The sequence below is a fragment of the Bacillus sp. NEAU-Y102 genome, assembly GCF_054788175.1.
Map to the genome: position 1 here is coordinate 163,927 of NZ_JBTWFK010000004.1, position 22,382 is coordinate 186,308.

Genomic DNA, 22,382 nt, shown 5'->3' on the forward strand with positions numbered 1-22,382 from the left:
GTAAAACACATAATAGTTTATGAAAATGAATCACAATTGGCGTGTATGCTTGTACTATAAAAGGAGATAGATTTGGAATATAAAGTGGTCAAATGATGAAATGTAGTATTGGGGTATTACCTTTAACACTTTTTGAAGATGATAAGGTTCAGAATTTGATAGAAAAATGAATGGGATTTCTAAATGGATTGAAGTAACGAGGAAACGTTTATCCCGCTATTTTCCGAGCAGTAAGACTCCCACCTCAAAATTCAGCGAAAGCAAAGAAGTTAGGTGGGGATGAACAAAACCCCCCACTGAGTAAAGTTTCACTTTACTATATTAATTTCGTATGACAAAACAGCAATATTATCTTTTGCTGTATGGATGTTATCGTTTGGTGAAGCTATGATATTTAATCGTATGTATATTAGATTATTTATTTTTTGTTTTTATTTGTGTAGCTGGGCAGGAAGAAGTCAGAAAAAATAGAATAAATGTACATATGAAGCATCGTTTGTTTTTGGTGTGAATAGTAATTAAAGATACGCTAAAATATTTAAAATTGTAACGAAAGAGAGATTAAATAATAGAAGGAGCAACTTACATGGAAAATATATTAAAGGTATCTTCAAAATCAAGCCCAAATTCAGTCGCAGGTGCAATAGCAGGTGTACTAAGAACAAGTGGTAATGTGGAAATTCAAGCGATTGGGGCTGGAGCTATAAATCAAGCGATTAAAGCAATTGCGATTGCAAGAGGGTTCGTCGCTCCAAGTGGTATTGACTTAGCTTTTGTTCCAGCGTTTCAAGAGATTTCTATCAATAATGAAGAGAGAACAGCGATTAAATTAATTGTAGGCCCTAGAAAGAAAAGGTCTTAGTAGAAGAGAGTGTTACTATAAGGGGAAAAGACTAATAGACTTCCCAGGTTAGATACGTTATTTTATGTAACCGATCCTTGGGTGTGGACACGGCATTATACCGGACGCATGTCTGTTAATTTCTCCTTAAATTTAGCAGGTGTTCTAAATACTTAAAAATGCCAAATCCTTTGTGATATAAGGGATTTGGCATTTTTGATGTTTTTAAAAATAAACAACCTTAAAACTGCTCATTTAGAAGATTTAGTTTTAGTAGCGGCCATTGAACGTTTTTATGATAGTTTACCTGATAAATGGAGAGAAATAGTAGCAGACAATATTGATTGTGCTAGTTATGTAGATGGGAAATATGAAGCGCACGTTTTAATGGAAAATGGTATGGAAATAAAAATAGAAATCTTTTATGTGGAAGAAGACAAAGATGAAGAATGGATATATAAAGCTTATAAAGTTTTATTATAGAAATTTCATTTTCATACAAAGGGGAATTGATATGAATTTTGTAAACTTTGAAACACAAGAGCAATTTAAACAGTTACAAAAAAATAATGTTGTAATTGTGAAATGGAAAAAAAGCGTAAGGCAGTACAAGGAATTAGGAGAAATCACACATCATAATTCTTACACAATTAATCGTATAAATGAATTGATTTTGAAAATAGTTTAGATGTTGTTGGAAATATAGTTAGTATATGTCCGAACTGTCATAGGTTGATTCATTATGGAAGAGACAAAGAGAAGAAAAAAGTTTTAGAACTTCTCTTTGAACAAAGAAAAGATTCTTTGAAGAAGTTCGGTATTGAGGTATCTCTCAAAGAGCTATTTGGATACTATGGAATTCTAAAATAAGAATATTCATAGCTATAGTGAAGGTAGAATGTTTCATACTTAAACATAGGTATTATTGTGATGGAAATTTAAATTTCGTCTTTTGAAAGTATCAATAATTTGTATTATTTTTATAGGGTTATATATTTTTCTTTTGCTCTGCTGTATAGCAGAGCTCTTTTTTGTCGTACAAAAGCCACCTATATATGTGAAGTGCACCCCAATTGTTAGGCTGTGTCTAACAATTGGGGTGCACTTCAGTACTGTCGGGCGGCTTCTTTTAATTTATATTCACCAATTCATCAAACTTAAACTTAGTATTCAAACCAAAAGCATCTGTACAATATATAGTTTTCGTCATCGGTTCAATATGTAATACATTTATGTACATGTCTTGCACCATTCCATCACGATAGTATGAGGTATGTATTTCTTCTTCCTCGTGAAAAGATTGCATTAACGCTCTTTCTATTCGTTCCATAGTATCTTGTGTTAAAAAAGGTTTAGGTACTTTATATTGTTCCTCAAACATTCTATGTATTTCCTCGTATTGCTCCGGTATTGAAGCAAACGGATTCCATTTCACCATACCTCTTCCACGTACTACAGGAAAGCCGTTATATTCCATGATGTAATACCTCACTTTTGTTTTTTTAACTCCACTACAAACAAACGTGCGTTCTTTTTTGGGGTTTGAAAAGGGACCATTTTGTTAACATGAATATTCAAAAATAATTTTTTCAAGTTAGAATATTCAAAAACTTATTTATGCAAACAAGCATGTCATGATAACATTTAACAAAAGGGGGTAGAAGTAGATGAGTGTTGACATTATTTCTAAAGAAGAAATCACAAAATTATTAAACGACTGGTATCAAGCTATGATTTCACAACGTGTATTACAGTCTCAGAAAATAAAAGAAGATATTGCAAATAAAATCAATAATATTAAGGAAGACCAAACGATATTAGTCTACTACGCTTTATTGAATGCACGGTATAAACTGCTAATTCAGGATATGGATAGTACAAAAGATATTCTGGACAAAATCGAGCCTTTACCAGAGTCTACAGAAACATTTTTAGAGTACTATCATCATTTATTTAAAGCAATTTACGCTATTAATAAAGCAAACCATAGTGAAGCAAGAATGCAATTTGAAAAAGCTGAAACGTTTTTAGAGTACATGCATGATGAAATTGAAAAAGCTGAATTTAATTATTGGCTTGCAGTCCATTACTATCACGTATTAAAACCGATCTTAGCAGTTCAATTTGCTACAAAGGCGAATGAAGTATTTTCAATTAGTCCAGGGTATGAATTAAAAACTGCAGCATGCTTAAATACTTTAGGAATGGCACACATTCGACTAAATGAATTCGAAAGTGCAGAGGAATATTTACTTTCAGCACTAGGTACCTTCCAAAAATCTAATGATGAACTTCTTATTAAACGAGTTAAGCATAATTTAGGACTTTTATACGCAAGTCAAAACATGCCAGAGTTAGCAATTAAACACTTAGAGGATTCATTAGAAAATAACTCTAAAACTATGTTTCTTTTAGCAAGAGAACATTTTAAGTTAGGTTATAGTCATATCGCTAATGAATATATTGAGAATGGCTATAAGATTAGCGACTTATGTTATCGTCATCATTTCCGAATTTTAAAAGCAGTACATAACTATGTACCGCAAGAAGAATTAGAAAATGTGGTTATAGAAGGTATTTCGTATTTTGAAAAAGAAGAATTATATGATTGGGTAAAAGAATATGCTTCTCTTTTAGGTGAAATATTCTATGGTTCAGAGAATCACAGAAAAGCAAGCAAGTATTTGCACATCGCTTTAGATGCAGACAAAAAGAGCATAGAAAGAAGGGCGCTAAAATGAAAAAAGCAATCTTATTAATGATGATGTTATCCGCTGTTTTTACTTTTGGTCTTACTAATGTAAAAGACATACCACAAAACGAAGCAATTGAAGTGTTTATGGATCATGGAGAACATATTTAAAACCTAAGGAAGAGGGCGCTTATAGTGTCCTCTTTTTAATATCTATTATTTATATGATGAGGTTGCAGGTACGTCTTTTGGTTATTGTTTGATAAACGTAAGATGTTTCTAAAAATGTGTATACAAAGGTGTAATTTTGTACTGTATATGTTCACATATTTGCTCACATTTTGTTCACGTACTATATAAAAAAGTATGAAAATCTATAAAAATAATTATTTCAATAAAATTTGTTTTAGATATTAAAAAGTGCCAAAACCCTTGTGGTATAAGGGGTTTGGCACTTTTGTGTTTTTTATATTTTATCAAATAAACAACCCTTAAAACTGCTCATTCTTTTCCCAAGATTCAACGAGATAGTATGGAAAACCTTATTATATCAGGGTTTCTAAGTGGTGATTTTCCTGGGTGCTCACATTTTGCTCACATTAAATATTTTCATTTTTTATCAGGTGTTTTCATTAGATTTTATTATACTCTCGAAGTTTTCTGCTGCTTGTTGCTGCATGTTCTGTGTGATGTGACTATACTTGTCTAAAGTCATTTGAATAGATGAATGCCCTAAGCGATCTTGTACGATTTTAGGATGTTCTCCAGCCTGAAGCATGAGTGTAGCGTGAGTATGTCGTAAATCGTGTATACGAATACGAGGAACACCAGCTTTTTTATAGTGATCATTCAAAAAGCGATGAGGAGCATCTATATGTAAGGGCGAATGTATCGTATTGCCGGTGAAAATGAAGGCTTCTTCATTCAAGTGTATACCCCAGCGGAAAAATTCTTTCTTTTTATAAGAGTAGTAGGATTGTAACTTCCCTATAACAAAAGAAGAGATACTAATGCTTCTATTTGAAGATTTAGTTTTTGTAGCAGCTTTAAATAGTCCTTTTTCTGTTTTTACAAGTGATTTATTAACCAGGATACGTTTATTATCAAAGTCAATATCTTTCCACGTTAGTGCAAGTAATTCTCCGCGTCTCATCCCTGTATAAATTGCAAGTAAGAAGAACATATGGTACTTAATATTTTATTCTTTTAGATACTGGAGGAATCGATTACATTCTTCGCTGGACCATGTCTTCATCTCACCTTGCTCTTCACGTGGTTTTTTAACCTTATTCATTATATTATCATGTATGATTTCCCATTCTACAGCGTGTTTGAAAATGCATCTTAGGCAGCGGTGGATATTGCTGATTGTACCATTTGATAATCCTTTTTCCTTAAGTTCGGCATAGTAGCTTTGAATCATTACGGATTTAATACTTTTAATTTTTTTATAACTAAATGGGGGGAGGATATAGAGCCTAACTAAGCTCATGTCTTTTTCATAAGATGTAATTTTTAATTCAGCTTTACGAAGAGGCTTTAGCTTTTTCCATACATCTAAAACAGTTAATTGTTTGTCATCAAAATATATGCCTTTCTCTATCTCCGTAATCATCGTTGCAGCAGCATTTTGGGCTTCTTTTTTTGTTCTAAATCCACTTTTACTTTTTTGCTGTCGTTTTCCTGTGGTTGGATCTATACCGATATCTATAGTAAAAGACCATGCGTTTCCACGTTTACGGAAACTTCCTTTCATATTCAATACCTCCTGAATCGTTATTTTTGAAAATTACAGTATTGTGATATTCTATTCTGTAAATTACTTGCTAATAATTGATTTTTATAATGTAAAAGCCTATTTTCAGCAAATTTTGTTGTTACATTGAATTTTTCTGAGATTATATATGCCTTTAACTGTAGGGGAGGAAGCTTTCGTAACATAAAAGTAGGTACGCAAAATTGTTGTGCGAAGTTTTTAGCCTTTGCTTCTTGATAATCTAGAAACATTTGATGCATTAATAATTGATTACCAGAATGAAGTAGGATGTGACAGGTCTCATGGCCAAAATCTTCCCATTGTTCCTGCTGAGAGATACGATTATCAATTATTAAGCTATACATTCCATTTCTTTCAATAGCATGGCTACCAAATGGAGCAAAGTAAACCCAGATGTTTAACTTATTCGCAATCTCCATCATATCAATTTTTTCTGGAACAATAATAGATAATGATTGGTACATATGCTGGATATAGTCCTCGAGTTGTGTAGTGTAATAAGGCTGTGATTGTAACAAAATATTTCACTCCATTCAAATATAAGTGGAACGTGTGTTCTTGTTTTATGATATAATAAAAAAGAGAGAGTTGGAAGGAGAATTTTGTTAGTTATAATTTACTGAAAAGGAACTAGAAGAATTAAAATCATCATTTTATGATTTAACCTCTTACCAGTAATAAATAAATGAAATACATGGTAAATCGGGGGAGAGTGTGTGGAATGAAAAGAATTATAAAACAGAAACAAAAACAAATTCTGGAACATTTCAATATTACAAAAAGAATTAAAAGTTCTTGAAAAGAAGATTGAATTTAGAACAAAAAGGAAAATATACACCTTATTAATTGCGCATGGATAAAATATTAGTGGGAATTAGATATCCGAGGACAAAGGAAGGGGAAAATTATCATAATTGTAAAGAGGTTCTCAATTAAGGTTATATAAAAGTTAATTATAAGATCGCAAATAACTGTGTTTTGATTAATATATTAAAAAAATAAAAAGGAAATTAATATTAAGTCAGATAAAATGTATTTTTAATAACAGATAGTGTAACATCTAATCATAGATGGTTCCAAGTGCAACTATCTGTGATGGTAATAATTTTAAGGTGGTTAAATGGACGGAAAAATAATAAAATAATGTATTATACTTGCTAACATGCCACTATAATGTAATAATTATTAGTGGTTGTAAGAAATTAGGATGAAATTTTATTGTTATAATAATATTACTAAGTTATATTGAAGGATTTTACATGATTATTGTCGAATAATGTTTGTAAAGGGGGAATAACCATGGCGCAAGTTATAGACGTAGCAAAATATTTAATTAAGAAAAGCAGACCTGGTACATTGGAGAATATAACAAATTTAAAGCTACAAAAATTATTGTATTATTCTCAAGGGTTTCATTTAGCAATTAACCATGAACCGTTATTTAATGAAGAGATACAAGCTTGGGTACATGGACCGGTAATTCCTGAAATTTATAATGAATTTAAAAATTATAGTTATCGTGAAATAACTCAAAGATATGTAAACAACGAAATTGATTTAAGTCAAAAAGAAATGAAGTTATTGGACGATGTTTGGGAGATATTTAAAAGTTATACTGGGAAAGACTTGGAAGAAATGACTCATAAAGAGGCTCCTTGGCTGACGGCTAGAGATGGTTTAAATTCACTTGATTATTGTAGTAAAGAGATAAGTCAGGAAGCGATTAGAGAATATTTCTCAAAAGAATATTTAGTTTAAATATTATAAGTAGAGTGATCATCTCACTCTACTTTTTTATGAGGGTGATAATTTGGATAGCTTTATTTATTATTCTATTAATTTTGTTTATTTTATGAATGTAATTATTAAAACATTGATTCCATTGAGTTTTACAATTTTTATTTTTGCTTATCGAGAACAAAAAGAAGTAGCGTATTCTTTATTTAAGAAAAAAATATCAAAAACACTAATTATGTTTATAAGTACAACGGTTTTGTTAATCTTATCTAATGTTCTTTTAATTTTTGATTCAGCTACAGTAAAAGACCTATCTTTTTATAATTTAATCTATTTAGATTTTTTATCATTACTATGGTTAGTGTTAGCTGTATATTCATATAGACGTATTTTGAGAAATATAAATGTTATAAAAGAGTTTAACTATAACATAGAAAGTATTAAAAAAAGTTTTAAAAATATTGATAAACTGTTTCAAGAGAAAAAAGAAGGGATTAAAAATGATCATAAATTTGCTTCGAAATTGCAAAAAGAGATAAAAAATGTAAGTATTGCATCTGAGATTTGTTTTCAAATATTAATTGCTAAAGACAAATATAAATTAAGTAATGATTTTACAAATTCATTTAAATTAATAAATAATGTATTAGTAAAGAAGTTAATTGAAATTAATTCTAGCCAAGATGTTTTCAGTAAGGTTGTTCCGTACTCAGGTACTTTGTACTATTATTTGTATGTTAGTACTTTGAAATATTTAAATGACCTGTTAGAAATTTCTTTTAAAGGTGGAAAAGATAATGAAATTAATTTAATCATTGATGACTTTTGTTCAATAAAGCCAAACTCTTTTTATCCATATATTGATTTAAAAAGAGAGTGGAAAGTTTTTAAGAAGAAAACTAAATCTTCGGAGCATATGGATTTAGAGTCCTTATTTAAGGACTTTTATAATGAATACTACTGCATGATTTGTCAAGTGATTCTTACTCTTTACAAAAATAATGATAACAGGACCGCTAGGGTGTTTGGAGCTCTTATATCACAGGAGTTAGATAAAAAGAAATTTTATAATCAAAATGATTTTTTATCCCTTACAACTTCTTTACTTATAAGGGCAATACATACGAATAATTTGAAATTATTAACAGATATTACAAATGTGTTTTTGAACTTAATGAATAGTGCTACAGTGAAAACTAAGGAAATGCCGAAGATTAACAACGTACCGATTCAAATGAAAAAACTTGTAGGAAATATAGAAGATGATTATGAATTACATTACAAAATATCTAGGGTTATGTTTTTAGGGATTATAAAAGCAATTGAATTAGGACATTATCAATGTGCTGGTTTTTTAATTAAAAGCTTTGTTAAAACATTTAGACATAAAAAAATAAAGTTAATAATTGAAAGCTTATATGATGATATTGATAATATAAAACCAAATTTGGAACTAAGTAAAAAATTAACTGAACTTCTTTCAACAAAGATTACGTTTAGTACTTCCTCATATAAGTATTGTTTCCTAAAAGCAGTTTTATTAGTTGCTTTACAGCAACATTATGTAACTTCCGTAAAAAAAATTAAATTGTTAAAGCAAGATGAACAATTGATAGATTTAGGTTATTTTTTTAAAGGGGAAGACCATCATTATTTAGGTTATATAAAAGATAAAGTTGAAGGTTTAAATTCTTTATATGGACTAATATCTATAAAAGATAAACATTTTAAACAATTTTTCTTAATAAAGGGACTTAATAATCATTAGAACGAGAGCACTACTAAATTAAAGTAGGTATGTTGATTCTAAAAAAATGAAAAAATACATAAAGAAAAGCATAAGAAAAAGAAGCATATGGTTGCTTCTTTTTCTTATGTTTTTTTGAAGGGTATTAAATTTTATGATTATATCTTGTCCAATTAATAATGCTTTAAAATTTTAAAAAGTAAATTGACAAAAATCTTCTTAGTAACTTAAAAGTTACTTTTTTTGTATATAAAGAAAATTAAATAGTAATATAAGTTTTTATCCTAATGTATTTATGGGAATAATTAACTAGAATTTTACTAAATAAAAACACGCCATATTCGCGTGTTTTTATTTTTTACCAAATTTGCGGTTGTTTTCTTTCAGTTTAATGAATTCCCAGAATTGTATTAGTTCTTCACGCTTTTCTGGAGATGCATCTTGAATATCTTTAAACCAAAGCCCTAGTTCTGGATCTTCAAGGGGATTTTCTGTATTTAACTTATTAACAAAAACATTTGTTCTTCCAAGAAGATAGTCAGTGGATACATCGAAAATGTCAGCAGCTTTATTAATAAGAGAGTCTTCAATAGGTCTTTTACCACTTTCAATTCTAGATAGTACACTGTTGTTAATTCCCATTCTCTCTGCAAATTCTAACTGCGACCATTTATTTTCTTCTCGCAATTTTTTTATTCGGTAGCCAATTGTAGATTCTGACATTTTTTTCACCAACTTTCTATGGGACGGGTTTTTGTGTTAATTAATCAGTAAATTACGAGCTTACCTAGAAATATATTATCATTTTTTCTAAAATGGAAAAGCTGTTTTGTTGAAATAGCAAAAAATCGTTGACTTTGCTAAAATAGCAAAGTAATATTAGGGTATGAATTTGCTGTTTTAGCAAATATAGGAGGTGAGGTTTTGAGGAAATTAAACTTAAATTTTATTCAAAGAAGGCGTTCGGAACTTGAAATTACATTACTAGAATTAGCAATCATATTAGGTTTTAAAAATGCATCGACTTATATGAAGTATGAAAAAGGTGATTATACATTTAAGGCGGATCACTTACCTATAATAGCAACAGCATTGGATTGCGAAATTGAGGATCTATTTTCAAATGCGAATTTATTGAAATAGCAAAATGAGGTGATATTTATGATTAACTTTGACATCGAATCATTCCGTAAAATAATCCGAGAAGAAGTACAAAGAGCAACTGAACATCTTCAACCAATGAAAGAGTTACCACCATTTTTAACTATTACAGAATTAATGGACCTGTTACATATTAAACGCACCAAAGCATCTGAGCTATTAAACCGTTCTGATTTTCCAGTATGTCGTGAAGCGGGAGTTCTTATTCCTACACATCTTCTTTTTAAGTGGATGGAGAATCACACTGAATGGGTAGAAAACAATACTGAGTATTACAATCCATTTAAAGAATCCGTCTAATAACAAATTACCATAGTAAGTTGTCACAAATAAATATTGCTTTAGGTACGAATGGGGGAAGTAAATGATGTCCATAGGAAAAGAAGTTGCTATGGCACGCAAACGAAAGGGAATCACCCAAGAACAACTTTCCTTAGAAATCCCAGTAAGCCGTGAGTCACTAGCAAAATATGAAACTGAACAACGACGTTTACCAGAAGATTTACGAAAATGTATTCCGGAAGGAATTGATGATCCGCAGTTGTTTTTTAAAATGTGGAGTGAAGCAACAGGGGATGTAAGTATCCCGTTCTTCAACGGAGAGCATATAGATCATCATCCTACAAGTATGGGATACATGGTTTATCAAGAGACAAATAAAGCTTTGGAACAACTTGATACAGTATGTTGGTCTAAGCCTTCACAAACTTGGTCCGAAAGAGAGAAAGAGGATTTGAAAAAGGTAATGCATGAAGTCCTGGATGCTACAGGTTCAATGATGAGCCTCGTAGCGGTCCTATGTGATCAATATGATTTTTCAATGAAAGAAATCTTTAAGTACTGGAAAGTATCATTACGAGCTAGGAAGTATATAAAAGCTTAATTTAATTATTTTATTGGGGAGGTTTAAATTATGACAATTGATTATGCAAGTCCAACTTTAAATCAATATAAAGCTCTAATTCGTAAGGAAGCAAATTTATATGGTGATATTCGAATTGCGGCAGTTTGTGGAGACTATAGGAAAGCAAAGAACTTAAAGCAAGAGAAGAAGTTGATGGAGATAAGAATTCGAATTATAGAAGCGGCGTTCGTTTTGAAAAACAAAAATAAAAAAGGAAAGGCCACCGCGTAGCTTGCGATAGCCAATCATAACAATAGATAAATTATAGCATATAACAATTTAATGCGACAAGCTGTTGTGCTTGTCGTTATGACCAGGAGGATTTGTTACCTCTAATCCTTTCATATACAATACTTTCTGGTCATAACGATGCGTACAGTATCAAATTATTAAAAATGGGGAGCAAATTATGAAAGCAGAATGTAATCGTCTGTTCGACTTAGTTCTACCAGGTGATTTTGCTTTTGCAAATGAATTACATAACTGCATGGTGACATGTATTCATAACATGTTCAATGCTGGTTCATTAGATGAAGCAAATCATTGGGAGAAGGAATTAAATAGATGCGCAAAAGAATTCAAGAGCCTTCGTAATGAAAAAGAGGATCACGATGTATCTAAGAGTTATCGTGTAGTTGTTAAAAGTCTTCAAGGACAGGGGATCAATGCATCAGTAGTTAGTCGAAGAAAATAAAAAATCTATCACTTGGCAGAGTGATAGATTTTAGACTCTTATAGAGAGTCTTTCTAAAAATTGAATTGGATTAAGTATATCAAAGCAAATCAAGTAAAACAATGGAGGATGAATAATATGGCAGTTTATAGACCTGTTCAAGTTTCATATTGGCAAGATGCTTTCGTTTTAGATCTTACACCGGAGGAGAAATACTTCTACTTATACTTAATGACTAATAGCAAAACTTCTCAGAGTGGTATCTATGAGCTTCCATTACGAGTGATAGAAATGGATACAGGGTATAACCGTGAAACGGTTGAGAAGCTGTTGGAGCGGTTTGCTGATTACGGGAAAATTCATTACAACAAAAAGACCAAAGAAATTATGTTGATTAATTGGCTTAAATTCAATGCTATTACAAATATGAATATTGAAAAGTGTGTGTTAAAAGAAATCCAGAATATTAAGTGTGAAGATTTTTTAATTGATTTTTATGAGACATGTTTAGAGTTAGAAAAACAGCAAGATTTTAAAATTCCTCGTATTAAGGAATACTTCCAAGCTCGTTTTGAGTGGCTTATAAGGGGCTTCGAAGACCCTATGAAGGAAAAAGAAGAAACAAAAACAGAAACAAAAGAAAAAGAAGAAACAAAAACAAAAGAAGAAGCAGCAAGCTGCTCAAGAGATAAAAAAGTTGCAGAAGAAAATCCAATAGCATTTTATGAGCAAAACTTTGGAGTTCTTAAACCATTTGTAGCTGAAGGGATTAATGCGTGGATTGAAGATTTGAATGCACAGCTTGTTATCAAAGCAATGAAAATAGCTTTAGAAAAGAATGCACCTAATATGTCTTATGTACAAGGTATTTTAAGAGATTGGCATGCTAAGGGGTATAAGAGTATTACTGATGTTGAAGCTGCACAAACTCAATTCCGTAAGAAATACCATTCTCGTGGTGGAAGAAATAATGCTCGAAATGAAATTGTTCCTGATTGGTTACATACTCAAGATACGGAAACAAATTCTCAGTCAGTAGAGCTTAATGAAACCGAATTAGAAGCTGAACGTAAACGTTTAGAACAAGTGTTATCTAAATATAAAAAAGAGGCTTAGGAGGATTGTAATGCCAAAGCAGTTAACAATATTTGATGTTGAGCCTGTAGTAGCATTCGATACTGAGAAAGCACACATTCATCGATTAAATTCTAAAGTTCGTTTTACGGATGTAGTTGTTCAAGTGCCAAAACAAGTAAGAGCTACTGATGAATTAAAACCAACAACAGCGCCAGATGATCAGTATGAATTATTTGAGGAATATACAATTGGAATTTGGAGATTTAAGCGAGTGGAAGATAAGCAGTTCGATTGGGAAGAAGCGGAGGAGCTTTGCAAGTCTGCGAGAGATAATAAAGAACCGATTTCAATACGACTTTATTTATCATTAGAACAATCATTTATTCCCGATAATGTTGTGGAATATCTATAACAAAATAAAAAAGTCGAGATTGCTCCCGACTTGCTTCGACAAAATAATCATAACATACGGGAGTGGTCTTAATGGGAATTATTAAAGAAAATCTTGTAGAAATGAAAGCTGAAATAGATTTGAAAATAAACGGAATATATGTTGTTAAAAATGGTCAGGTCCAACTAATAGAACCACCCCAAGGTGGATTTGGTGAACAATCATTTGTATATCAAAGTGGAAAAGTAATTCGTATGGAAGAACGAAAAACACAGTTATTATAATCGAATTTGAATTTTATAAAAATAAATATTGAGGATAACCCTTATAAATAAGGGCTCCACTCTCAAAAGGATGAGAGTGGAGCCTGTGGATGAAATTACTGAGTTCTTGGGATGGTGAACACCAGCACATAAATAATATCATGAGTATTCAGAAAAAACATTGAGTAAATGTTTACGATTATTCAAATAATAGTAAATTAGTTTGAAACGAACAAAAGCGTTATTTTAATCGAAAAAGAGAATACGAACATGAAATAAGACCGTCCCCTTTATAGGAACGGCTGTACAAATATCATGTGCTGGAGGTTGCTCCAAATGGCATAAGACGTTTTCTCTAAACATTATAGACAAGAATATTTACGATTATACGCAAAAACGGCAGGCAACCGATTAAGTTACCTGCCATGTCCTGAAAAGATACGGAGGAGAGAGCTCCGATTTGAAAGAGTGAAGCCGGTGGGAAGTCGGCTTGCAGGTAGTATGTGTAATATAAAAAGGATTATTCGTAAAGGAGAATGGGAGATGGACAAACAAAAACGCATTGAAATCGTGAATTCACTTATTAAGTATCTTGCAGATTATGAGAGGGAGTTCTTTCGTTACAAGGATAGAACAGCACATTTTAAGCATGATGGTAGAAATCTATGGTTCATTGATCATGGCACGAATGTTCCGATGCGTATGACAAGAAGTTCTTACATGAACAAGAAACAGGAACATAATTTCTCTGGTGGCGGAACAATGTGGGGATTAATCAGAGATTTCACGGACTTTATATTTGGTAATGACAATTCGAACGGTAGAAATGGTTATGGAGGATTGTACTGTACTCATTGGGGTTGGTCAGAAGAAGGAATGGAAAAGATGCGTGAATATGCACGAGAAATCGGATATTTAAAAGCTTCATAAAATAGTTAATTTAATAAAAAAAGCAGTTCACTTTTTGAACTGCTTCCTAATAGAGTTCTGGTTATGTAATTTAGATGAAGATGCTACTTACTAGGAATAGAGCTCCTAGCAAAATTAGAGAATCAACTAAAATCAAGAACTGGTTTTTCTGTGGCTTTTTCAATTCCTTTATTAAGCTAAAAACTGCACTCAATCCGAAACAAATGTATAACAAAATCATTATTGTTTCTGACATAATTAACACTCCTAATATATTGATAATTTAATTATATAACGAAAAACATTTGTATGTAAGTTTTTAACAAAATTCTTATTTTAAAGCTAAAGAGTGCCTTGTAGTGCGCTCCTTATGCCTACTAATTATAAATGTTTATATTTGATCTTAGATTTCTTGCTTGGAAATAAAATACTCTTAAACAAAGTTTAGATAGACAATACAGCCCATAATTACAATATAAAACAATGCACAAAAGAAGATTAAAATGTATTTTAATGTCTTGTTCATATTAGTACCGTCCTAAAAGAGGATTATTTGGATTTTAATATGGTATGTAAAAAAGGCGCATTTATACAAGGGAAGGGTAGCTAGCAAAAGTAAATAAAATCTTTATTTAAATAAAAAGAGCGCTAATCGTGAGCGCTCCTTATACCTCATTATAACGACAGTGACGAACTCACATTATATAGAAAGGCACTATTATTGTATGTCAGAGTATGAGATTAGTGAATAGATATAGATAAAATCTTTATTCAAAAATTAAAGAGTGGTTTTTAAGTGGCTCTATGACTAAGAGTTATTTTAAATTTTTTATGGTTTTGAAGTATTTAAGCAATAATTTTGTTTAAGACTAAGATATTTTCTCATTAGTAATACCGATTTGCTTCAGTAGACATGGCAATCGCTTTTGTTTCATGAACTGTACCATAGGGATGTTCTGGCGGTGCATATATAGAGTAAATTTTAAGTGGTTTATTCCCCATATTAATTACATTATGCCATTTTCCAGCAGGTATCATAATTGCATAGTCATCATAGACCATTTCTTGAAAATCTAATTTATCTTTGTTATCACCCATTTGAACGAGTCCTTGACCCTCTTCAATACGTATGAATTGATCGGTTGTAGGGTGTACTTCTAAACCTATGTCATCACCAACATTAATACTCATTAAAGTTACTTGTAAGTTTTTTCCTGTCCAGATAGCGGTTCGGTAAGTATTGTTTTGTTTGGTGGCTTGATTAATATTCAATACAAATGGTCTAGCTCCATAATCTGTTAATCTAACATTTTCACAACAAGGATTCCGGTTGTGGTCCCAAGCATTATTGTTGTAACTGTAATAATAAGGATTCCAACCGTAAATCCAATTATTGTTATTCCAGATGCTATCCATTGAGCTTTGACATTGATAATAACGTGGATTATATTGCATATCCAAGCTCCTCTCATGATTTTATCATTTACTGTTTATCCTATGCTGTTGTCTATTTATAGGAATGCAGAATAAGAGGAAATGGGCAGTAATAAAAAATATAATCAAACGTTTTTATTTTTTCAGGAAAAATAAAAGAACCCGTCTTTTATAAACGGATTCTTCCCACAAGGTCTGCAAGAAATTCAAGGTAACTGGACCAGAGCAACCTGTGGAATTCCTTGTGATAATATTGTATGCCAAAGAATCAGTAAGGTTAATGAAATCTAAACAAAATCTTATTTTAAAGCTAAAGAATGCCTTGTAGAGCGTTACTTATGCCTAATTATAAATGGTTATGTGCGATCTTAGATTTCTTGCTTGGAGGAATAAAATGCTCTGAAACAAAGTTTAGATAAATAATACAGCTAATTATGGCAATATAAAACACTACACAAAAGAAGGTTAAAATGTATTTTAATGTCTTGTTCATATTAGTACCGTCCTAAAAGAGGATTATTTGGATTTTAATATGGTATGTAAAAAAGGTGCATTTATACAAGGGACGGATAGCTAGTACAAGTAAAACAAAATCCTTATTTAACAACAAATAAAAAGAGTGCATTTTTATATGCGCCCTTAGTAAGGTAGGTGAATGTTTCATGAGATATAGAAAATCTAAAAAATCGTAATCAGATTTTCACGAGTAAATTTTTAATATTGTATGCCTTACATGGAATTATGGAGCCTGTCATTAAATAATAAAGAGCGCCTTGAGAGAAAGGCGCTCTGACTAAAACTAATGTTGAAAAAGAATACCCATAATATTGTATGTATGTATGTTTTTGATTTAGGTGCGAGATTAAATAAAATCTTTATTTAAATATAAAGAGCGCTTTAAAAAGCGCTCTCTGACCAAGATTTTTAATAGAAAATAGGTGTCAGCTCACAAGGCTTAATTTGTAAGCATGAATACATGTGCAGCCCATATTAATATATGTATTTTCTTATGAAGTGTGAAAAAATATATATAACAAAATCGTTATTTTAATTAAAAGAGCAGCTAGCAAAAGCTAACTGCTTGTTGAAAAAAGAATCCACCCCAGGTTATCTACTGGCAGAGTTTCAAGAAATAAATGATTAAATTAATTTAATTTTTCAATTACAATCGAAGCATTTATATTTGTTTGTGTTCCACCTGCCAAAGTCTGTAAAGTAACTGCAGCAGCAGAAGTATGATTATTAAGGGTAATAATATCGCCTGCAGCTAAAGCGAGGATTGTTTGGCCGTTGTTTGGTTGAGTCCCTGCGCCTGATCCATAAACTGCGCTGGTAACCGGAGCACCATTTAAAAAAAGTGTGAATTGATTAGGCTCAACTCCTGATACAGAAAAAGAAATTTTATAATCTCCTGCATTAAGAATCATTAATTGAGAAGTTCCCAGCGTATGAGTAAAACCAGATGTCATTCTACCATGTGAATTAAAAAGAATAGGTGCTTCTAAGGCAACAACTTGAGCTGCTGTATTGAAAACATAAGCATAATGAGATAAACCAGATACTGTAAGACCGGTAGGCCCAGTAGATCCGGTAGCTCCAGCGGTTCCTGGTAATCCAGTAGGCCCAGGAATGCCTTGGATGCCTTGGATACCTTGAAGCCCAGTTGGGCCAGTCGGGCCGATAGGTCCAATAAGTCCCGGATTACCTTGAATACCTTGGATACCCTGAATTCCAGTCGCCCCAGTTATTCCAGTAGGTCCAATAGGACCAATAGGCCCCGGATTACCTTGAATCCCCTGAATCCCTTGACTTCCTTGAGGTCCAGTGGGGCCAGGAATCCCTTGGATACCTTGAATACCTTGAAGTCCGGTTGGTCCTGGTGACCCAGAAGGTCCAGTGGGGCCAGTCACTCCGGTTGGTCCTGGTGGTCCCCCAGAAGGTCCAGTCGGGCCCGTTGGTCCTGGCGGTCCCCCGGAAGGGCCGGTAGGTCCAACAGCTCCAGAAGGTCCAGTTGGACCTACAGAACCAGGAATGCCAGGAATCCCTTGAGGGCCGGTCGGACCAGGAATCCCTTGAATCCCTTGAATGCCAGGAATCCCTTGAATGCCAGGAATCCCTTGAATTCCAGTGACCCCTGTTATTCCAGTGGGTCCAATAGGACCTTGAATGCCAGGAATGCCTTGGATACCTTGGATACCTTGAATTCCAGAAGGTCCAGTTGGACCAATAGATCCAGAAATCCCAGGAATCCCTTGAGGTCCAGAAATACCTTGAGGCCCAGTAGGTCCCAGGCTACCTTGAATTCCAGTAGGTCCGGTAGCACCAGTAGGCCCGGTAGGTCCCGGAGGTCCACCAGAAGGTCCGGTTGCTCCGGTTATCCCGGTAGGTCCTGTCGCTCCAGTTATTCCAGTAGGCCCTATTTGAGGTAAAGGAAAGGAACATGGAAAGGGTATGTGACAATTCTTTTTAAATTTACTCATGTTTACACCTCCCTTATAAATTAACTAACAATTTATATTTATACTTTAACAACTTATGAGTAAACAGACACACTGGTGTAAGGAACCCCCCCATAATAATTACATAAAAGGTTTTAAGAGCAAGCCTTTATTTCACATTCCATACCAAAAAGAGCACTATATTATATATAAGTGCTCTTCGGATCAAAGCTCTTAGTGTAAAAGAGTACGTGATACCAAATGTAATTTTTTCATGGGCGTGAAGTATTTGAAAAAAAGCTATTTTAGTAGGGAACAAGTTTAAAAGGCCCTGGTTGACACAGGACCTTTTAAAAGGGAACAACACTTGACATGTTAATAATTTTGACTGAAAGTTACTTTCATATTAACATTATTGGGATTTTAATTCCAATAATGGTTGTTGAGAAATAAAAAATTATTTGGCACAACAAAGCAGCTAGCTGAAGTAGCTAACTGCTCCATTGTACGCTTTTAGAAGTAGCATAGGATACAACTATAGTATAAACGGATATCGAAATATTATGCAGGAAAGAAAACTAAACAAAAATTTCATTTTGTATAAAAACACCAAAGTAAAACGAGCACTTGTTCCAGAGTGCTCGCATAAAAACATTCCATGTATTGGGGTTATGTTTGTAAGTCATGAACCAGTGAATGGATGAAAAGTAAGGTTCAAGATAGTTTATTCATTTTAAAGCAAATAGGAACTTGTACGGCAAAAAGAGCAGCTAGTAAAAGCTAACTGCTCCATTACGAAAAAAGAGCACCTTCGAACAGTGCTCTTCCTCAGAGTGTATAGTGCATGATACTTCATGAAGGTTTTTAAGAAATAAAATGAATGAGCTCACAACTGAAAAGATGCGGCTACAAAATAACATATGAAAATGCCGTATTAGGAGTGACAATGAAATTTAAATAAAAAAGAGCAGCTAGCAAAAGCTAACTGCTCGGTACTCCAAGGGAGAAAGTGATTATTTACTATGTAAATTACATCAATTTCTTTGTTAACAAATATGTAAACCCTATGAAAATCAAAAAATTGAACGAAATCAAAAAGATATTTTTTTGAGGCTTTTTAAACTCTTTTATCAAAGTAGCGGATGCGCCAACTACTACAATGATATAAATAATGATTCTTAATGTATCAGGCATATTTAGCACTCCTGTTAATTAATAAATTGTATTATACAGGAATTCGTTTGTGTATTAAGAAGTAACAATAAGATTTAAGGAAGATTTAAACAAAATAATCCTTTTGTAGTGAAGGTGAAATTCAAAAAGGGCCTGATGTGAGAGAACAGGCCCTTTACAAAAATTGCATATGAGGAAAATCAATGTCAACAGTATAGTATCAACAAATGAGACTTAATTCCAGATGTTAAGTATTGAGAAATAAAAAATATTTAACGTAACAAAGTGGTTAACTTTATGAGCTAACCACTTGTTACACAAAAGAAAATTAGGCCCTACAAGTAATAGTTGTGTAACTTAAAGTTACAGTTATAGTGTAAGCAAGATTGGAAATGTTATATGAAAGTAATTCGGTTAAAAAGTTTCATTTGGTCATAAATAAAAGAGCAGCTAACAAAAGCTAGCCGCTCTAAACAGGGATGTGTCTCTAGATGTAGTTTTAATATAAACAGAATGTTGAGTTTTATTCATGGGGAGAGAGAAATGGGCTTGAAAACAGAATATAGTCCGGCTAGAAAACTAGAGGACACCAATTTTTAGAGCAGCGATAAAGCTGTTTTAAGATTTGGTGTCCTCTTTATTTTTGAAAGGGGATGTGGGGAATGAAGGTATTAAAAGATCAATTACGTGAATGGAAAAAGCAATCGAACCAATCGAAAAAGAAAAATAAGAAAAAAGGAAAAGAGAAATTTAGTACTCGTGAAATTGAAGATTTAATGGGGATACATAGACCTTGCTATGAACGTAGACGTGGAGCGTTAAGACAAAAGTAATAAAAAATAAAAAGGAGTGGTCTTACATGACTAAACAATTATCTTTCTTACCAAAAATCGATAGAGCAGCAACACAAGAGAAGTTAGAGGGTATTCTTGAAAGTGTACGTATATATAGACAGTTCGGAGTGATTCGTAAGGAAATGAAAGTCACTCCTTCTTATGAAGTTAGAGAACATGGTCCAACACATGCTGTTGGAAAGCCTTTGGAGGATGTGGCAATTGCAAATATACAACAAATTGAGCATGAAGAGTGGTTGGAGTTAATGTCATTCCGTATTAATCAGTTTTTAAGTCGCTTAGGTAATAGTTGTGCAGGAAAGATTCAGAGGGATATTATAAATAAGCGTTATTTAGACGAAGAAGCCATATGTGATTATATGGTTTATAACGAAATTGGAATGGCTGAACGTACATATCGCCGTTGGAAGTCCAGGGCGTTTTATAATTTAGCTTTTGCACTTAGATTAGAAGTTTATGAGACTGAAGAAGCTGGAGGTAATGAGTAATGAACTTTGTTCAACCAATACGTGATCCAGAGCAAATAAAGCAAATTAAAGAGTATTTAAAAGAAATGAGTGAGCGTAATTATATCTTGTTTGTAATAGGGATTAATACAGGTCTACGTATTAGTGACATTTTAAAACTGAAGGTTGGAGATTTAAAGGGTAGTCACATTTCAATGCGTGAAATGAAGACAGGTAAGCAGAAACGTATTCAAATTACTGCAGCATTAAGAAGAGAGTTAAAGTGGTACATTGAAGATATGGAAGACTATGAGTATTTAATTAAGAGCAGACAAGGAAAGAATCGACCAATAGGAAGAAGCATGGCATATAAAATACTTAGTACCACAGCAGCAGAGTTTGGTTTAGACGAGATTGGAACACATACACTACGTAAGACATTCGGATACCATATGTACATGCAGACAAAGAATATAGCTTTGCTGATGGAGATATTCAATCATTCAAGTGAACGAGTAACATTACGATATATAGGAGTAAACCAAGATGCAATGGATAAAGCAATGACTAGGTTTAAAATTTAATCATTGCTTTTTCTTTTTAGTTCGAGGATAGCAACACATGCCTATCGACTTAAGAACAGAAACTTACGCTTGAACATAATATCAAATCTAGATGAGCAAAGCTATTTCAAGTGAATAGAATTCACTCTTTAAGAATACATAAAATATATACATACAAGCTTAGTCTAATCACTACATCATTAGTGAAAGTAGAATTCTATAAATTTTGGAGGAAGAGATATGCAAAAAAAGGTTCTCCTGTTCACAGATTTGGGGATTGATGATGCGTTTGCTATATTGTACATCTTTTTTCGTAAAGACATTCAACTTGTAGGAATTGTAGCCGATTATGGAAATATATCAAGAGAAAATGTAATAAGGAATATTAACTATTTGAAGTACATTGCGGGAAGAGAAGAGATACCTGTATTCCTTGGTGCTTCTGTACCGTTGACAGGTATATTGATTCAGTATTTCCCTGAGGTACATGGAAAAGTCGGATTAGGACCTATTATTCCCCCTGAAATTCCATATCCAGTTTATTCCTTAAATGATATTTATCAAATTATAGAATCAAATTTAGAAGATCTTACAATTATCAATTTAGGAAGACTTTCTTCGCTAGCTACGACTTTTGTATTGAATTTAGAAACAATGCGAAACGTAAGAGAATGCATTTGCATGGGGGGAGCTTTTTTCTACCCAGGTAACGTAACTGCTGTGGCTGAAGCTAACTTTTACTCAGACCCTTATGCAGCAAACTTAATTCTGCAGCATGCAAAGAACTTGACGGTTATTCCTTTAAATGTGACTCAACATGCGATTGTTACACCCGAAATGGTCCAGCAAATCGATGCATTTCATCGGAATACACAGGATCTTGCAGGACTCATCATCAAACCTATGTTAGATTATTATTATAATTTCTACTCCAAGTCGAATCCTGGTATAAGTGGAAGTCCTATGCATGATTTTGTAACGGTGTGGTATTTGCTGAATCAAGAGGCTGTTAGCCTTTCAAGGGTACCCATTAAAGTAATTCCTGATCAAGGGGAAGGATTTGGTCAAAGCATTGCAGACTTTCGTTTTGTTACTAATCCAGGCTATAAAACGCATAATGTAGCTTTTCAGTTTGATTATGAAAAGTTCAAGAAGGATATTATGGAAACGTTCCTAAAGAAGAGAGTGTAACGGACTTTATTAACTTCAGATAATACGGATTATATGAATGAAATATCACTGCACTTCACGTACAAGAATTCGAATTTTTTAGGTTAAAATTCGTCTAACATACAAAGCTTC

The 22,382-nt window shown here is 32.7% G+C and carries 25 protein-coding genes and 2 pseudogenes; 21 read left to right on the forward strand and 6 right to left on the reverse strand.

Translation table 11 applies throughout. From position 1 onward, the window contains the following. The first annotated feature begins 586 nt into the window (after positions 1 to 586). From ACYFX0_RS12660 to ACYFX0_RS12675, 4 genes and pseudogenes are all read left to right on the forward strand, one after another. Positions 587 to 862 carry a stage V sporulation protein S gene (locus ACYFX0_RS12660; protein ID WP_000427801.1) on the forward strand — a complete coding sequence of 92 codons (276 nt, stop codon included), beginning with the start codon at positions 587 to 589 and terminating at the stop codon, positions 860 to 862. 198 nt (positions 863 to 1,060) lie between these two features. Continuing rightward, entirely contained in the window at positions 1,061 to 1,324 is a 264-nt protein-coding gene (locus ACYFX0_RS12665; RefSeq protein WP_000478848.1) for a hypothetical protein, read from the forward strand. Positions 1,325 to 1,355: 31 nt separating this feature from the next. Beyond that, the gene (locus ACYFX0_RS12670; RefSeq protein ID WP_001012095.1) at positions 1,356 to 1,529 is read left to right on the forward strand and encodes a hypothetical protein; all 174 of its coding nucleotides are present in this window, start codon (positions 1,356 to 1,358) and stop codon (positions 1,527 to 1,529) included. Then, positions 1,511 to 1,711: pseudogene (locus ACYFX0_RS12675) on the forward strand (HNH endonuclease); the annotation flags it as partial. The gene ACYFX0_RS12670 and the pseudogene ACYFX0_RS12675, both read left to right, overlap by 19 nt. 259 nt (positions 1,712 to 1,970) lie before the next feature. On the opposite strand, the gene ACYFX0_RS12680 reads toward ACYFX0_RS12675, so the two are convergent. Further along, complete coding sequence (locus tag ACYFX0_RS12680) at positions 1,971 to 2,318, reverse strand: YolD-like family protein (RefSeq protein WP_000456183.1); 348 nt, start codon at positions 2,316 to 2,318, stop codon at positions 1,971 to 1,973. 190 nt (positions 2,319 to 2,508) lie between these two features. On the opposite strand from ACYFX0_RS12680, the gene ACYFX0_RS12685 reads away from it, so the two are divergent. Further along, positions 2,509 to 3,582, forward strand: coding sequence for a response regulator aspartate phosphatase (locus ACYFX0_RS12685; protein ID WP_460270632.1), 1,074 nt, complete (start codon positions 2,509 to 2,511; stop codon positions 3,580 to 3,582). Next, positions 3,579 to 3,704 (forward strand): hypothetical protein, encoded by a 126-nt coding sequence (locus tag ACYFX0_RS12690; RefSeq protein ID WP_000709202.1) that lies wholly within the window; start codon positions 3,579 to 3,581, stop codon positions 3,702 to 3,704. Before ACYFX0_RS12685 ends, ACYFX0_RS12690 begins: the two co-directional genes overlap by 4 nt. Before the next feature lie 448 nt (positions 3,705 to 4,152). On the opposite strand, the pseudogene ACYFX0_RS12695 reads toward ACYFX0_RS12690, so the two are convergent. Then, positions 4,153 to 5,289 (reverse strand): annotated as a pseudogene (locus tag ACYFX0_RS12695) (site-specific integrase). Between the two features lie 20 nt (positions 5,290 to 5,309). Continuing rightward, positions 5,310 to 5,828, reverse strand: a complete 519-nt coding sequence (locus tag ACYFX0_RS12700) for an ImmA/IrrE family metallo-endopeptidase (RefSeq protein ID WP_460270634.1) — start codon at positions 5,826 to 5,828, stop codon at positions 5,310 to 5,312. A gap of 781 nt (positions 5,829 to 6,609) precedes the next feature. On the opposite strand from ACYFX0_RS12700, the gene ACYFX0_RS12705 reads away from it, so the two are divergent. Together ACYFX0_RS12705 and ACYFX0_RS12710 are read left to right on the forward strand one after the other, a co-directional pair. After that, the gene (locus ACYFX0_RS12705) at positions 6,610 to 7,068 is read left to right on the forward strand and encodes a Panacea domain-containing protein (RefSeq protein WP_098631670.1); all 459 of its coding nucleotides are present in this window, start codon (positions 6,610 to 6,612) and stop codon (positions 7,066 to 7,068) included. Positions 7,069 to 7,120: 52 nt separating this feature from the next. Then, positions 7,121 to 8,815 carry a hypothetical protein gene (locus ACYFX0_RS12710; RefSeq protein ID WP_460270637.1) on the forward strand — a complete coding sequence of 565 codons (1,695 nt, stop codon included), beginning with the start codon at positions 7,121 to 7,123 and terminating at the stop codon, positions 8,813 to 8,815. 330 nt (positions 8,816 to 9,145) lie between these two features. On the opposite strand, the gene ACYFX0_RS12715 is transcribed toward ACYFX0_RS12710, so the two are convergent. Then, a complete protein-coding gene (locus ACYFX0_RS12715) occupies positions 9,146 to 9,517 on the reverse strand; it encodes a helix-turn-helix domain-containing protein (protein WP_098631669.1) in 372 nt (123 codons plus the stop codon). A gap of 201 nt (positions 9,518 to 9,718) precedes the next feature. Here ACYFX0_RS12715 and ACYFX0_RS12720 point away from each other — a divergent pair, with 201 nt between their 5' ends. The 9 genes from ACYFX0_RS12720 (at position 9,719) to ACYFX0_RS12760 (ending at position 14,193) form a co-directional block, all read left to right on the forward strand. Continuing rightward, positions 9,719 to 9,937 (forward strand): helix-turn-helix transcriptional regulator, encoded by a 219-nt coding sequence (locus ACYFX0_RS12720; protein WP_098631668.1) that lies wholly within the window; start codon positions 9,719 to 9,721, stop codon positions 9,935 to 9,937. Positions 9,938 to 9,955: 18 nt separating this feature from the next. Next, positions 9,956 to 10,255, forward strand: a complete 300-nt coding sequence (locus ACYFX0_RS12725; RefSeq protein WP_098631667.1) for a DNA-binding protein — start codon at positions 9,956 to 9,958, stop codon at positions 10,253 to 10,255. Between the two features lie 67 nt (positions 10,256 to 10,322). Next, positions 10,323 to 10,838: a helix-turn-helix domain-containing protein gene (locus ACYFX0_RS12730; RefSeq protein ID WP_460270639.1), complete on the forward strand. Its 516-nt coding sequence runs from the start codon at positions 10,323 to 10,325 to the stop codon at positions 10,836 to 10,838. Positions 10,839 to 10,868: 30 nt separating this feature from the next. Then, positions 10,869 to 11,090: an RNA polymerase subunit sigma gene (locus tag ACYFX0_RS12735; protein WP_460270641.1), complete on the forward strand. Its 222-nt coding sequence runs from the start codon at positions 10,869 to 10,871 to the stop codon at positions 11,088 to 11,090. Between the two features lie 178 nt (positions 11,091 to 11,268). Next, positions 11,269 to 11,553, forward strand: a complete 285-nt coding sequence (locus ACYFX0_RS12740) for a hypothetical protein (RefSeq protein WP_098684320.1) — start codon at positions 11,269 to 11,271, stop codon at positions 11,551 to 11,553. 117 nt (positions 11,554 to 11,670) lie between these two features. Then, positions 11,671 to 12,648, forward strand: coding sequence for a DnaD domain-containing protein (locus tag ACYFX0_RS12745; protein ID WP_000312152.1), 978 nt, complete (start codon positions 11,671 to 11,673; stop codon positions 12,646 to 12,648). Positions 12,649 to 12,658: 10 nt separating this feature from the next. After that, on the forward strand, positions 12,659 to 13,021 hold the full coding sequence (locus ACYFX0_RS12750; RefSeq protein WP_001125985.1) for a hypothetical protein: 363 nt from the start codon (positions 12,659 to 12,661) through the stop codon (positions 13,019 to 13,021). A 71-nt stretch (positions 13,022 to 13,092) separates the two neighbouring features. Further along, positions 13,093 to 13,284: a DUF3954 domain-containing protein gene (locus ACYFX0_RS12755; RefSeq protein WP_000511363.1), complete on the forward strand. Its 192-nt coding sequence runs from the start codon at positions 13,093 to 13,095 to the stop codon at positions 13,282 to 13,284. Positions 13,285 to 13,806: 522 nt separating this feature from the next. Then, entirely contained in the window at positions 13,807 to 14,193 is a 387-nt protein-coding gene (locus ACYFX0_RS12760) for a hypothetical protein (protein ID WP_000360785.1), read from the forward strand. 864 nt (positions 14,194 to 15,057) lie between these two features. On the opposite strand, the gene ACYFX0_RS12765 is transcribed toward ACYFX0_RS12760, so the two are convergent. Together ACYFX0_RS12765 and ACYFX0_RS12770 are read right to left on the reverse strand one after the other, a co-directional pair. Beyond that, positions 15,058 to 15,627, reverse strand: a complete 570-nt coding sequence (locus ACYFX0_RS12765) for a cupin domain-containing protein (RefSeq protein WP_001199851.1) — start codon at positions 15,625 to 15,627, stop codon at positions 15,058 to 15,060. A gap of 1,124 nt (positions 15,628 to 16,751) precedes the next feature. Further along, complete coding sequence (locus tag ACYFX0_RS12770; RefSeq protein ID WP_460270644.1) at positions 16,752 to 18,086, reverse strand: BclA C-terminal domain-containing protein; 1,335 nt, start codon at positions 18,084 to 18,086, stop codon at positions 16,752 to 16,754. Between the two features lie 1,793 nt (positions 18,087 to 19,879). Here ACYFX0_RS12770 and ACYFX0_RS12775 point away from each other — a divergent pair. The 4 genes from ACYFX0_RS12775 (at position 19,880) to ACYFX0_RS12790 (ending at position 22,271) form a co-directional block, all read left to right on the forward strand. After that, on the forward strand, positions 19,880 to 20,050 hold the full coding sequence (locus ACYFX0_RS12775) for a hypothetical protein (RefSeq protein WP_088063189.1): 171 nt from the start codon (positions 19,880 to 19,882) through the stop codon (positions 20,048 to 20,050). Between the two features lie 26 nt (positions 20,051 to 20,076). Beyond that, the gene (locus tag ACYFX0_RS12780; protein ID WP_375827009.1) at positions 20,077 to 20,559 is read left to right on the forward strand and encodes an ArpU family phage packaging/lysis transcriptional regulator; all 483 of its coding nucleotides are present in this window, start codon (positions 20,077 to 20,079) and stop codon (positions 20,557 to 20,559) included. Continuing rightward, positions 20,559 to 21,101: a site-specific integrase gene (locus ACYFX0_RS12785; RefSeq protein WP_061457114.1), complete on the forward strand. Its 543-nt coding sequence runs from the start codon at positions 20,559 to 20,561 to the stop codon at positions 21,099 to 21,101. The genes ACYFX0_RS12780 and ACYFX0_RS12785 overlap by 1 nt, the downstream gene beginning before the upstream one ends. A 219-nt stretch (positions 21,102 to 21,320) precedes the next feature. Further along, positions 21,321 to 22,271: a nucleoside hydrolase gene (locus tag ACYFX0_RS12790; RefSeq protein WP_460270647.1), complete on the forward strand. Its 951-nt coding sequence runs from the start codon at positions 21,321 to 21,323 to the stop codon at positions 22,269 to 22,271. The last annotated feature ends 111 nt before the right edge of the window (positions 22,272 to 22,382 follow it).

What these genes read in the sequence shown, in the direction of transcription:
- ACYFX0_RS12760 (WP_000360785.1), top strand. Translation starts at nt 13,807, where the DNA reads ATGGACAAACAAAAACGCATTGAAATCGTGAATTCACTTATTAAGTAT.
- ACYFX0_RS12755 (WP_000511363.1), top strand. Translation starts at nt 13,093, where the DNA reads ATGGGAATTATTAAAGAAAATCTTGTAGAAATGAAAGCTGAAATAGAT.
- ACYFX0_RS12730 (WP_460270639.1), top strand. Translation starts at nt 10,323, where the DNA reads ATGTCCATAGGAAAAGAAGTTGCTATGGCACGCAAACGAAAGGGAATC.
- ACYFX0_RS12770 (WP_460270644.1), bottom strand. Translation starts at nt 18,086, where the DNA reads ATGAGTAAATTTAAAAAGAATTGTCACATACCCTTTCCATGTTCCTTT.
- ACYFX0_RS12690 (WP_000709202.1), top strand. Translation starts at nt 3,579, where the DNA reads ATGAAAAAAGCAATCTTATTAATGATGATGTTATCCGCTGTTTTTACT.
- ACYFX0_RS12790 (WP_460270647.1), top strand. Translation starts at nt 21,321, where the DNA reads ATGCAAAAAAAGGTTCTCCTGTTCACAGATTTGGGGATTGATGATGCG.
- ACYFX0_RS12680 (WP_000456183.1), bottom strand. Translation starts at nt 2,318, where the DNA reads ATGGAATATAACGGCTTTCCTGTAGTACGTGGAAGAGGTATGGTGAAA.
- ACYFX0_RS12660 (WP_000427801.1), top strand. Translation starts at nt 587, where the DNA reads ATGGAAAATATATTAAAGGTATCTTCAAAATCAAGCCCAAATTCAGTC.
- ACYFX0_RS12670 (WP_001012095.1), top strand. Translation starts at nt 1,356, where the DNA reads ATGAATTTTGTAAACTTTGAAACACAAGAGCAATTTAAACAGTTACAA.
- ACYFX0_RS12725 (WP_098631667.1), top strand. Translation starts at nt 9,956, where the DNA reads ATGATTAACTTTGACATCGAATCATTCCGTAAAATAATCCGAGAAGAA.
- ACYFX0_RS12775 (WP_088063189.1), top strand. Translation starts at nt 19,880, where the DNA reads ATGAAGGTATTAAAAGATCAATTACGTGAATGGAAAAAGCAATCGAAC.
- ACYFX0_RS12735 (WP_460270641.1), top strand. Translation starts at nt 10,869, where the DNA reads ATGACAATTGATTATGCAAGTCCAACTTTAAATCAATATAAAGCTCTA.
- ACYFX0_RS12785 (WP_061457114.1), top strand. Translation starts at nt 20,559, where the DNA reads ATGAACTTTGTTCAACCAATACGTGATCCAGAGCAAATAAAGCAAATT.
- ACYFX0_RS12685 (WP_460270632.1), top strand. Translation starts at nt 2,509, where the DNA reads ATGAGTGTTGACATTATTTCTAAAGAAGAAATCACAAAATTATTAAAC.
- ACYFX0_RS12665 (WP_000478848.1), top strand. Translation starts at nt 1,061, where the DNA reads ATGTTTTTAAAAATAAACAACCTTAAAACTGCTCATTTAGAAGATTTA.
- ACYFX0_RS12740 (WP_098684320.1), top strand. Translation starts at nt 11,269, where the DNA reads ATGAAAGCAGAATGTAATCGTCTGTTCGACTTAGTTCTACCAGGTGAT.
- ACYFX0_RS12750 (WP_001125985.1), top strand. Translation starts at nt 12,659, where the DNA reads ATGCCAAAGCAGTTAACAATATTTGATGTTGAGCCTGTAGTAGCATTC.
- ACYFX0_RS12780 (WP_375827009.1), top strand. Translation starts at nt 20,077, where the DNA reads ATGACTAAACAATTATCTTTCTTACCAAAAATCGATAGAGCAGCAACA.
- ACYFX0_RS12765 (WP_001199851.1), bottom strand. Translation starts at nt 15,627, where the DNA reads ATGCAATATAATCCACGTTATTATCAATGTCAAAGCTCAATGGATAGC.
- ACYFX0_RS12745 (WP_000312152.1), top strand. Translation starts at nt 11,671, where the DNA reads ATGGCAGTTTATAGACCTGTTCAAGTTTCATATTGGCAAGATGCTTTC.
- ACYFX0_RS12715 (WP_098631669.1), bottom strand. Translation starts at nt 9,517, where the DNA reads ATGTCAGAATCTACAATTGGCTACCGAATAAAAAAATTGCGAGAAGAA.
- ACYFX0_RS12705 (WP_098631670.1), top strand. Translation starts at nt 6,610, where the DNA reads ATGGCGCAAGTTATAGACGTAGCAAAATATTTAATTAAGAAAAGCAGA.